Below are 13,224 nucleotides of genomic sequence, written 5' to 3'. Positions count from 1 at the left end.
AGAGTGATTACTGAACAATTAAGCATTACCCTTAAAAATCCGATTGTATGCAATCACAAGGCATACGGACAAGACATATTACCAGGTCTGGCTTACATTGACCTCATATATCAGATTTTTCGAGAACATGGTTTTTCTTATCATGAGCTTGAACTTAGAAATTTATCTATTTATCATCCCTTAATTGTAGGACCTAATGAAGAGATTATGCTTAATATTCAGTGTAGAGAAAGCCAAGAAGGTCAATGGCGTATTTCGATCGATGGGCAAGTGCTACAAAATGGAGCAGTTGCGCAGGGTACAAAACAATATGTGACTGCTGAAATGTTCAAAAGGAAACCTGTAGAATTTGAAGAAACACTCAATCTTCAGGTTCGGAAACAATCAGCAAAAAATATTGTAGATTTAGATGAGATTTATGAACAATGTCAACATCAAGAGCTGATGCATACGGGCTTCATGAAGGCGATCGGGCAGATTTATGATGTTGATGAAAGTGTTTTGATCGATCTTTCTGTTGGTCCAGATGCTTCCTCCTATGCAGACGTTTTTATGTTTCATCCTACCCTAATGGATGCTAGTGGGATTGGATCAAATCTGTTGCTTTCTTCGCTTCTGAAGGAGGAACAAAGACTATATTTACCTCTATTCTATGAATCGTTTTGTGCTTCGGAGCTTTTGCAAACTCGTTGCATCACTCGGGTCCAGAGTTCCTCAGTACGTCAAGAGAACGAACTGATTTATCTGACATTCGAATTCTTCAATGAATCTGGAAAGAAAATAGCGGAATTGAAAAATTTCGCAAGTAAATTAGTACGAGGAGCAGAACTAATCAATCCGAATCGACAGCAAACGATTCATTCAAGCGAAGGAATGAAAGTGGATTCATCTTCTTTCTCCCATCCAAACGTTTCGGATCCGATCAACAAAACGATTTACAACAAAATTGAACGGTTTTTACGGCAATTATTAGCAGAACGACTGCAAAAATCACAAGAACAAATCGAAAGTCAAGTTGGTTACTATGAAATGGGCTTGGATTCACCTGGTTTACTTCAAGTTGTAGAGGCCATAGAAAATAAAATCGGCGTGAGCCTATCTCCAACTCTATTATTTGAATATACAACGATTGCAGAACTATCCACTTATCTTGTTGACAATTACTCTACCCATTTTAGTACTAATACAACTAAGCTAGACATAGAAGGAGTGGCTTTGGCTACTTCTTCTATGTCTCCAGATGCGGTTGATCCAGTCATTTCTCAAGTAATAGAAGAGGGATATGGTCAAAAACAGAAGAATGGAATTCCTCCTAAGCGCCCTACGCCGACAGTAGAAGGGGATATTGCCATTATCGGTATGGCAGGTCGCTATCCCCAGGCAAGTAACATTCAGGAGTTTTGGAACAATCTCAAAGAAGGGAAAGATTGTATCACTGAAATTCCTGCATCTCGTTGGGATTGGCAGCGGTTTGAAGGGATAACCTCTCCTTCAGGAAAAAGCATATCCAAATGGGGTGGGTTTATTGATGCACCGGATTGTTTTGATCCACAGTTCTTTCGCATATCGCCTAGAGAAGCAGAGACGATGGATCCACAGGAACGTTTGTTTTTGGAAACTTGCTGGGAGACGATCGAAGATGCAGGCTATACTCCCAAGACATTGACAGCTACTCAAGGTCGGAATCAAAGACAACATGTAGGTGTATTTGTTGGTGTGATGCACAAAGATTATTCATTGGTTGGAGCTGAATCTCTTTCACGAGAAAATATTTTTCCTTTATCGCTGAACTATGCACAAATTGCGAACCGAGTATCGTATTATTGTAATTTTCATGGTCCAAGTATGGCAGTGGATACGGTATGCTCGTCATCACTGACTGCTGTGCATCTAGCGTTAGAAAGCATTCGACATGGTGAATGTGAGGTTGCGCTGGCAGGTGGGGTGAATCTGTCCTTGAATCCCGATAAATATATTAGTTATGGGGATATGCATTCTACCGATGGTTATTGCCGTACCTTCGGTAAGGGAGGAGATGGTTATGTATCCGGCGAAGGCGTCGGTGCAGTCTTGTTAAAGCCTTTGCATAAGGCTGTGGAGGATGGCGATCAGATCTATGCTGTCATCAAAGGGAGCACAATCAACCATGTGGGAACGGTAAGTGGAATGACAGTTCCTAGCCCTGTAGCACAAGCCGATTTAATTGAGACTTGCTTGGAGAAAACAGGAATTGATCCACGAACGATCAGCTATGTGGAAGCCCATGGGACAGGAACATCCTTGGGAGATCCGATTGAGATTCAAGGCTTGGTGAAAGCATTCCGTCAATATACATCAGATAAACAATTCTGCTCACTGGGCTCAGTGAAATCCAACATTGGGCATGCAGAGTCAGCAGCTGGCATCAGTGGTTTGAGCAAAGTAGCACTCCAGCTTCATCATAAAACACTGGTTCCATCTCTGCATTCTGAGGAGTTAAACCCATACTTAGATTTACACTCATCGCCTTTTTATGTACAACAGCAAATGGGAGAATGGAAGCAACCTGTGATTATGGAAAATGGTTGCGAGGTCAGTTATCCACGCCGGGCAGGGTTAAGTTCGTTTGGAGCATCGGGCTCCAATGTCCATATCATTTTGGAGGAATATCTTCCTAATGAAGTGCAGGAACAAACTCCTGTACTACTTAGGATGCCTGTTATCATCCCGTTATCTGCTCGCAATAAGGAACGACTTCAGGAATATGCGAACAAACTGCTTGCTTTTCTTCATGAGGGGATTCATCTTTCTGAGTTAGCTTATACATTGCAAGTAGGTCGTGAAGCGATGGAAGAAAGGGTCGCTTTTATAGTCAAAGATATCCCAGAGTTGATGGAAAAGTTAGCAGCCTTTGGAGAAGGCAAAGAAGAGATTAACGATTGTTGGAGTGGTCAGATCAAGCATGGCAAAGAGATGGTTGATTTCTTTAGTGCGGATCAAGATGCTTTGGAACTCATTGATAAATGGTTTAAAAAAGGAAACCTAAAAAAGATTGCGGAATTATGGGTTAAAGGGTTGAGTATGGATTGGAGTGGACTATACAGTGATCATAAGCTGAAGCGAATTAGTCTACCCACTTATCCATTTGCCAAAGAACGCTATTGGGTCCCAGAGGCTGACACTCAAACAAATAGTAAAGCAAACACACAGGTCCTTCATCCGTTATTGCACCAGAATACTTCCGATTTTTCGGAGCAACGCTTTAGTTCTACCTTTACAGGGCAAGAGTTTTTTCTTTCAGACCATGTAGTAAAAGGGAAGAAAATACTACCAGGGGTCGCCTATCTAGAAATGGTTCGTGCAGCAGTGGAGAAGGCAGTAGGAGCTATTGAAAATGAGAAAGTGATCAGGCTCAATGACATCGTTTGGATTCGTCCAATCGTGATCGGGAACCAGCCGGTTGAGGTACATATAGGGCTATATCCCGAGGATCATGGGGAAATTACTTATGAGGTCTATAGCAAATCTGAAGAGGTTGACGAAGCGAAACTTGTTCATAGTCAGGGGAGTGTAGTACTAGGTTCCATTTCAGAGACTTTAACTTTAGATATTCAAGCTTTATTGGCAGAGTGCAACCAAACTATCGTTACATCAGACCAATGTTATACAGCATTTAAGACGATGGGGCTTGACTATGGTCCAGGATATCAGGGAATTGAGAAAGTGTATGTGGGAGAAGACCAACTGCTTGCAAAAATCTCTTTGCCCACTTCAGTACGGAATTCGCAAGACCTATTTGTGTTGCATCCCAGTCTGATGGATTCTGCTTTTCATGCATCGATTGGTTTAATAGTAAGTTCTATGGATGGGATCCTACTTGGTAATGAAGCATCATTATCTTTACCATTTGCTATGCAAGAGCTTGAAATTTTTAGTGCTTGTACTCCTACCATGTGGTCGCTGATTCGAACCAGTAAAGATCACAGAGCAAAGGACAAGATCAGAAAGTATGATATTGATTTATGTGATGAAAACGGGAAAATATGTGTGCGAATGAAGGGAGCTTCCATCAGAGCATTAGAAGGAGAACTCCCAAATGGTAATATAAATGAAACCGTTAAAAATGGAGATTTAGTAGATTTACCATTTGGAAATACTAGACTGTTCCCTTCATGGGAGCCCATTTCGATAGAGATCGGACAGAATTTACGATCTTCAACAGAAAGCGTCGTGGTTCTAGGAGGAACAGAAGAGCAGCAAAAGAATGTTCAACAACATTTTATGAAAGCTTCTGTATTGGAACTACAATCAACTGATGACATAGAGAAGATCACGCAAAAACTGCAATCATGTGGCACGATTGATCATGTCATTTGGATTGCACCGGATCATCCATTGGAGTCTTTAGCCGATGATCGATTGATTGAAGAACAAGACCAAGGTGTGGTTCAGGTTTTCAAAATCTTGAAAGCGATTCTCCAGTTGGGTTATGGGGACAAGCATATAAGCTGGAGTATGATTACAACTCAGGCTCAGCCTGTTAACCCAAGTGATAAGATCAATCCGATCCATGCGAGTGTTCATGGATTTGCTGGCACTTTAGCTAAAGAGTATACGAATTGGAAAATCCGAATCATGGATCTCGAGGAGGGTTGTCATTGGCCTCTGGATCGAATGTTCATACTACCTACAAATCGTCAAGGACAGACTTGGGCATATCGAAACCAGCGATGGTATCAGCAACAGTTGATTCCATTCCAATACACCACACCAAGCGAGACTTTATACAAACCCAAAGGAGTATATGTAGTCATTGGCGGTGCTGGATACATCGGTGAAGCATGGAGCGAGTATATGATTCGCACCTATCAAGCTCAGATGATCTGGATCGGTCGCAGTCAAATGAATGCTGAGATCCAATCCAAACTAGATCGACTCGCTACTTTGGGACCTGCTCCTCAATATATCGAAGCAGATGCCACCAATTTGAATTCATTACATCAAGCTTATAAACAAATCAAAGAGCACAACTCACGGATTGATGGAATTGTTCATTCAGCGATGGTTCTAACAGAACAAAGCTTAGAGAACATGGAAGTGGAAGAATTTAAAGCTGGGCTTGCAGCCAAGATTGATGTGAGCGTGCGATTGGCTCAAGTATTTCAGAAAGAGACTTTAGATTTTGTCATGTTTTTCTCCTCTCTCGTGGCCTATATTAAAAATGTAAAGCAAAGTCACTATGCTTCTGGATGTACTTTTGAGGATGCTTTTGCCTACCAACTCTCTAACCATTGGACTTGTCCTGTAAAAGTGATGAATTGGGGATACTGGGGGAATGGTGAAGTTGCTAAGGATCAAGACTTTGTACAGCTAATCGATCAGATTGGATTAGGGTTGATTCAACCGCAGGAAGGTATGGAGGCTTTGGAGGTTCTGCTTTCAGGTCCAGTCAATCAGATGGCGTTGATCAATACGACGAAACCAGTTGCCATTGAAGGATTAAATCCAAACGAACAGATCGCAATCTATAGTAAAGAACCTTCTTCCTGTATACAAATGATGGAGCTGGATGTTCCAAAAACGCAGTTTACTGGTGAACATACAAAGTTGACTGAAGATCTAGAAATGAATGAGCTTCTCTATAAGCTCCTTTTAAGTCAGCTACAGTCTCTTGGACTCATTGTGGATAACAAAATAGGTATCGGCCGTCCGCATTTTAGTAAGAGGTTACAACCTTTATATGGTAAGTGGTTGGAAGAAAGTCTAGCAGTTCTTGTGCAGAATCATTATCTGAAGCTAGAAGGTGATTCGTACACTGTAGTAGACCCTACTTCATTGGATCTGGATACACTGTGGAAGGAATGGGAGTTGAAAAAGCTTTCGTGGATGGAAGATCGTAACATGAAAGCGATGGTGGTTTTAGTAGATGCGACACTGAAAGCCTTACCCGATATCCTTACTGGTAAAGTGCCTGCAACTGATATTATGTTCCCTAATTCTTCTATGGAATTAGTGGAAGGCATTTATAAACAGAATCAAGTTGCAGATTACTTTAATGAAGTGCTTGCAGATACATTAGTTGCCTATATCCAAGAACGGGTGAAACAGGACCCTGATACACCCATTCGAATCATGGAGATCGGGGCGGGAACTGGTGGGACAAGTGCGACAGTTTTCCGAAGATTGAAGCCTTATCAAGTGCAGATCCAAGAATACTGTTATACAGATCTCTCTAAAGCATTTCTCATGCATGCCGAAAAAGAGTATGGTTGGGAGAATCCGTATGTAACCTATCAAATATTCAATGTCGAAGAACCAATTGCAGGGCAAGGCATTGAGGCTGGTGGATATGACGTTGTGATTGCAGCCAATGTGTTGCATGCGACCAAAAACATTCGTGAAACTTTGCGTAATGCGAAAGCAGTTTTGAAAAACGGTGGTTGTCTCCTATTAAATGAAATGGCTGGCAATAGCCTGTTCACTCACCTGACGTTTGGTCTTTTGGAGGGTTGGTGGTTGGTTGAAGATCCCGAGTTGCGAATTCCTGGCTGTCCGGGATTATATCCGGAAAATTGGAAGAGTGTATTGGAGAATGAAGGTTTCCATTCAGTCTTTTTCCCGGCACAGGAGAATCATAGCCTAAGCCATCAGATCGTCGTTGCCGAAAGTGATGGCGTAATTCGACAAAAGCAATTGATTCAACAGTATATATCTTCTCCGAAACAAAACATCGACATGGATCCGAAAGTAAAAGTACAACCTTTTGGACAAAAAAAACAGATCAAGAAAACAGAAGCCATGACAGATGATTGGCTAAGAGAGAAAAGCACAGCATATTTTGCAAAACTGATTGGTGAAACACTGAAAATCCCAGTGAATAGGATTGACTCTTCAGACCCGTTAGAAAATTACGGGATCGATTCAATTATTGTTGTTCAATTGACCAATACTTTGCGGAAAGTATTAGATAACGTTAGTAGCACTTTGTTTTTTGAATATCATACCATTGATGCTTTAGTGGAATATTTTATCAATAATCAAAAGAACTCATTAATGAAACTGATTGGTTTAGAAAATCTTCAAAACGATGAAGAGATGATTAGCCAGAATGAGGTTTTGGTAGAGAAAGAACTGACCGATTCTAGGCTAACATTTAGAAAATCTAGACGGTATCTTAAGGTGGATCATCCAGCCATCGAGGAATCAACATCATCATTTCCTAGAGTACGTGATATTGCCATCATTGGGATTTCAGGACGTTATGCGCAAGCCAATACAGTGGTTGATTTTTGGAATCATTTAAAGAAAGGGAAGAATTGTATCACAGAAATTCCCAAGGATCGGTGGGATTGGAAAGAATATTTTGATGAAAAGAAAGGAAAAAAAGGATCTATTTATACGAAATGGGGCGGGTTCATCGAGGATTTTGATAAATTTGATCCCTCGTTTTTTCAAATCCCCCCTGTAGAAGCAGAAAAAATGGATCCCCAAGAACGAGTATTTTTAGAAACCGCTTATGCCAGTATGGAGGATGCAGGATATACACCAGCCACTCTTAGTTCAAGTAGAAAAGTGGGTGTATTTACTGGCGTGATGAATAAGAATTATCCGACAGGATATGGATATTGGTCTATTGCCAACAGAGTTTCTTATCTTTTTAATTTTCAAGGTCCGAGTTTGGCTGTGGATACTGCGTGTTCATCTTCATTGACGGCTATTCATTTAGCTTTAGAAAGTTTATATAGTGGTACCAGTGAATGTGCGATTGCAGGTGGTGTGAATCTGATTGTAGACCCAATCCATTATTTGAATTTAACCACAATGACCATGCTTTCTTCTGGTGATAAATGTAAGTCATTTGGGGATCAAGCAGATGGATTTGTAGATGGAGAAGGTGTAGGAGCGATCGTATTAAAGCCTCTTCATCAGGCAATCGCAGATGGTGACCATATTTATGGTGTCATTAAAGGAAGTATGATGAACGCTGGAGGAAAAACGAATGGCTATACAGTACCCAATCCCAATGCTCAGTCTCAGTTAATTGCAGAGGTACTTCAAAGAGCAGGTGTACCTGCAAGAACAGTTAGCTATTTGGAAGCTCATGGAACGGGTACAGCTTTAGGAGATCCTATTGAAATTTCGGGATTAACAAAAGCTTTTGAGCAGGATACCCAGGATCGGCAGTTTTGTGCGATTGGATCAGTGAAATCAAACATCGGTCATTGTGAAAGTGCAGCAGGGATCGCGGGAGTCACGAAAGTACTGTTTCAGCTCAAACACCAGCAATTAGTGCCTTCTTTACATTCTGAGGTGTTAAATCCAAATATTGATTTTAAAAATACACCTTTTATCGTTCAGCAAGAGCTTGCAGAGTGGAAGCGCCCTGTGATTGATGGACTAGAAGTGCCAAGGAGAGCAGGAATCAGCAGTTTTGGGGCTGGAGGCGCCAATGTCCATCTAGTTATCGAAGAATATATTCCAAAAACTGAAATTCAAAATCATGTTCAATCACAATCTGCAATCATTGTGCTATCGGCGAAAAATGAAGAGCAACTTCAGAATCAGGTAGAACGTCTATTAACAGCCATTAGTGAACAGAGGTATAGCGACACAGATCTCACACGGATTGCATATACACTCCAGACGGGTCGTGAAGCGATGGAGCATCGGCTAGGCTTTGTTGTGAGCTCTATGAAAGAACTTGAAGAGAAGTTGAAGGAAATTACTACTGGTCGTGAGTATGTAGAAGGCTTATATCGTGGTCAGACCAAACAGAGCAAGGATACTTTGGCAGCCTTTGTAGCGGATGAAGATACAGAGAAGATTATTGATGCTTGGATCAGTAAAGGGAAATATAAGAAGCTTCTGGATGTTTGGGTGAAAGGTTTAAACTTTGACTGGAACCAATTATATGGAAGTAATAAACCCATTCGTATCAGTCTTCCCACGTATCCATTTGCAAGAGAACGCTATTGGATGCCTCAGTTGGAGCAGAAGGTAAATCGAAGAGTACCTATACGGTTAAAGAGGAAAATTCAATCGAAGGTAAAGGGGCGGATTCAATCCTCTTTACAATTAAATGCAAAGCATGATCAAAACAGGAAAACGAGTGAACCTTTCGAGTTGATGACGTTTTCAGAATCATGGAGAGAAGAAGCATTACAACCGAATTCTTCTGAAACTAAAATCAAAACGCTAGTATGTTTCCTATCTGATCCAGAAAATCAAAAAGTGGTGGTTGAAGCTGTACAAGACCTTGATCAACAAACCAAGGTTATTTTTATTTCTCAAGGTACCACATATAAAAAAGAATCTCCATATGGCTATTGTCTTGTACGCCATGAGCCAAGTACCTATGTGGAGGCTTTTAAAGGTATTCAAGAAGAGCATGGTCAAATTGATGGCATGCTCTATTTGTGGGCACTTGAGGATCCAAGTTGTATTCAGGATTATTCATGTATTGTGTATGTTCTACAATCTATTATGTCCGCAAAAATGAAACCCCATCGATTGTTATTAGCAGGTCAATTTGATCATGGATTGGATCGTTCTTACTTGGAATCATGGATTGGTTTTGAGCGCTCATTAGGGCTTGTTTTACCGAATACAAAGGTGTCAGGAGTCTATCAATCGGTGAGCATGCACCATCGAAACGATGTGATGAAAGATTGGTTGCAAAAACTTTGGGCGGAACTACAGGTTCAAACAGCTCCAAGTGTTTTGTATCAAGAAAAGAAACGATATGTGTACAAAATTGAGCCAACTACCATACAAACAGGCAAAAATATATTGAAATTAAAAGGAACCTACTTGATTACAGGAGGCTGTGGGGGGCTTGGATCTTTGTTTGCCCAGCATTTAGCCAAACAATATTCAGCTAATTTGATTCTTACAGGTCGATCTCCAATCAATAGGGAAAGACAAAATCAGATTCAAGAACTAGAAAGATTAGGAAGCCAAGTGATGTATGTACAGGCTGATGTTTGTGATCTGATCTCTATGAAAGAAGCTTTGGGTCATATCAAAGAGCGCTTTGGAGTGATTCATGGTGTCATTCATGCGGCAGGTATACAGAACCAACAAAGTATTTTTGAAAAAGATATGCAAAGCTTTGAAAAAGTGATTGGATCGAAAATCAATGGAACTCGGGTTCTAGATGAATTGCTCCAAGAGGAACCCCTTGATTTTGTCTGTTATTTTTCTTCATCTTCAGCAATTCTAGGGGATTTTGGTACTTGTGATTATGCGATTGGAAATCGTTTTCAGATGGCATATGCCCATTACAGGAATGAACAGCCTCACCAAGGTAAGACCATCGTGATTAATTGGCCTGTGTGGGAAGATGGTGGTATGGAAGTTGGAGATCCAGAGACGACTCAAATGTATCTTAAATCTAGTGGTCAGCGCTTTTTAGAAACTGAAGAGGGGATCGATATATTTGAACGGATTTTATCTCAAAACAATTCACAGCATTTGGTGTTGGTTGGAGAACATGATCGTGCTTACCGCTTTTTAGGGTTAACTGAAACTTCGACTTCTACACCCCTTCCGATCATGTCAATCCCTCCAGGTAAAGGAAGACGGGCCGAGATGGAAGGATGGAGTGTGGAGCAATGTTTGGAGTGGGATCTGAAAGATCATATCAATAAACTGCTCAAAATTTCTAAGGACAAGTTAGAGCTAGATAAAAACTGGGCAGATTTCGGATTTGATTCTATTCATTTAGCAGAATTTGCAGTCTTGTTAACCAAACATTATGAAATAGAAATAACTCCTGCTCTGTTTTTTGGATATTCGAATCTAAGAAAACTGATCCACTATTTTATGACGGATCATCGAGAGAAAATCCAGGAATTTTATCGAGAAGGCGTTATTGAACAAGCTATTTTGCCTAGTGTTCCTGCTGTCCCAAAGACAACCAAAAAGCGATTAGGAAAACCTAAGCTTTCAACGAAAAGCATTGATTCAACTATTGTGGAACCTATTGCAGTGATCGGAATGAGTGGACGATTCCCTCAAGCAGATACGATTCATGAGCTTTGGGATCATTTGAAGAATGGTAGAAATTGCATTTCAGAAATTCCTACGGAACGTTGGGATTGGAAAGAATATGATGGAGATCCTCATCGAGAGCCTGGAAAAACAAATTCAAAATGGGGCGGATTTCTGAAGGATATTGATCGATTTGATCCGTTGTTTTTTCAAATCTCCCCCAAAGAAGCCGAAAACATGGACCCAAGACAAAGAATATTTTTAGAGGAAGCATGGCATACATTTGAGGACGCAGGATATATGGGAGAGCGGATTAAAGGGAAGTCTTGTGGTGTTTACGTTGGTGTAGAAGAAGGTGAATATGCCTTTTTAGCCGGGGAAAACATGCAAATTAATGGGAGTCAAAATGCTACATTAGCTGCACGGATCGCATACGCTTTGGATTTAAAAGGTCCAAACTTAGCTTTGACAGCAGCATGTTCCTCAGGTCTTGTAGCTATTCATCAGGCTTGTCAGGCATTACGACAAGGGGATTGTGAGATGGCTTTGGTTGGAGGCGTTAGCTTGAACATTTCTCATCTGTCATATGCAGCATTAAGTAAAGCGGATATGCTGTCCCCGGATGGGAAGTGCAGAGTGTTTGATCAGCGTGCCAATGGTTTAGTGCCAGGTGAAGCAGTAGCAGCGGTACTGTTAAAACCATTATCAAAAGCCATTTCAGATCAAGATCATATTTATGGATGTATTAAAGCAAGTGGGGTCAATTATGATGGCAGAACCAACGGAATCACATCCCCGAATCCTTTAAGCCAAGCTGAATTGATTGAGGGTATTTATGATAAATACAAAATAAACCCCATGGATATTCAGTACGTGATGGCTCACAGTACAGGTTCAAAATTAGGAGATCCTTTAGAAGTTCAGGCATTAACTAGTGTGTTCAGAAAATATACAGACAAAAAGCAATTTTGTACGATTGGCTCAATCAAACCGTTAATTGGACATACATTTGCAGCTTCAGGTGTGGTTAGTTTAATGAGCATGCTGATGGCAATGAAAGATCAGACAATTCTAGGTACGTATAACTGTGAAGTAAACAATGAATATATCAATTTTAAAGAGAGCCCATTTACTTTGACTAAAGAGAATCAAGTTTGGATTACGAAAAATAACTCGTTGCGAATGGGAACAATTAGTTCAACAGGAATTAGTGGTACAAATGCACACGCAGTCGTTGAGGAATACATCCCTGAGCTAGAAGAATATAGAGATGTTTGCTCTTCATCATTTCCACAAATCATCGTTCTTTCAGCTAAAAACCGAGACCGGTTACACATGAATGCCCAACAAATGCTCGAATATGCAGAACTGCAAACGGATCTTTGTGTACCAAACTTTGCCTATACACTTCAAGTGGGTCGGGAAGCCATGGAATGTCGGTTAGCTATAGTAGTGAGGAATCGGGAAGAACTAGTTCAAGGATTGAAGGAATACTTGGAAACAGTGAAAGAGAGTCAAGATTTAATAACCTCTGTGCCGATATTTACAGGTGACTGGGTAGAAGATGATTCAAATAATGGAAGCTTACTATCTGGGATTTCAGGTGAAACAATCCTGCAGGTATTATTAAAAGAAAAGAGTTTTGATAAAGTTGCTCAATATTGGGTGAATGGTGGACATGTTTCATGGGAAATGCTTCATGAGGGCATGGAGGTTCGCCGAGTTCCTTTGCCGACCTATCCGTTTAGCAGAGAACGTTACTGGATTAAGGAAAGCAAAGAGAAACATCACAGATTGGATACCATTCATCAAATGACGGAAGAGCAACAAAAGTATGAAGATACATCTGAAAATAGAACGAAAGAAATGATTGAGGGGTATATCGTACAATTTTTATCTAAGGAACTTAATCTTGCACCCGAACAAATGAATGTGAAAAGAAAACTCCAAGACTATGGGTTGGATTCAATCGTAGGCAGAAAACTTTATCGTCATTTAGAAGAATACCTTGATGTCGAAATTACAGGACGCGAAACATTGGAATATCGAACGATTCAAGCCTTAGCCACTTATCTAGCGTTCAAGGTCAATGAGGCAAATAGGCAAGAGATTGTTGGGATGAGCAGACCGGAAACGCTATTGAATCAGCTAAATGACAACACTGATTCTTCAATCATTGAAATGATGGAACAATTTACGCAAGGAAAATTGGATTTTGAGAAAGTACAAAAAATGCTAGAAGGGAAAAAATAG

General features: G+C 40.6%; 1 protein-coding gene. It reads left to right on the top strand.

Annotation, left to right across the window (positions count from 1 at the left end; translation table 11 throughout):
• Window positions 1–3 precede the first annotated feature (3 nt).
• Window positions 4–13,224 (top strand): SDR family NAD(P)-dependent oxidoreductase, encoded by a 13,221-nt coding sequence (locus tag EDD58_RS10990; protein ID WP_131925540.1) that lies wholly within the window; start codon window positions 4–6, stop codon window positions 13,222–13,224.

Origin of the sequence: Hazenella coriacea, from assembly GCF_004341825.1 — a bacterium.
Classification (GTDB): Bacteria; Bacillota; Bacilli; order Thermoactinomycetales; family Thermoactinomycetaceae; genus Hazenella; species Hazenella coriacea.
Note: the sequence above shows the minus strand (reverse complement) of the source record. Positions and strands in the feature narration are given on the sequence as shown.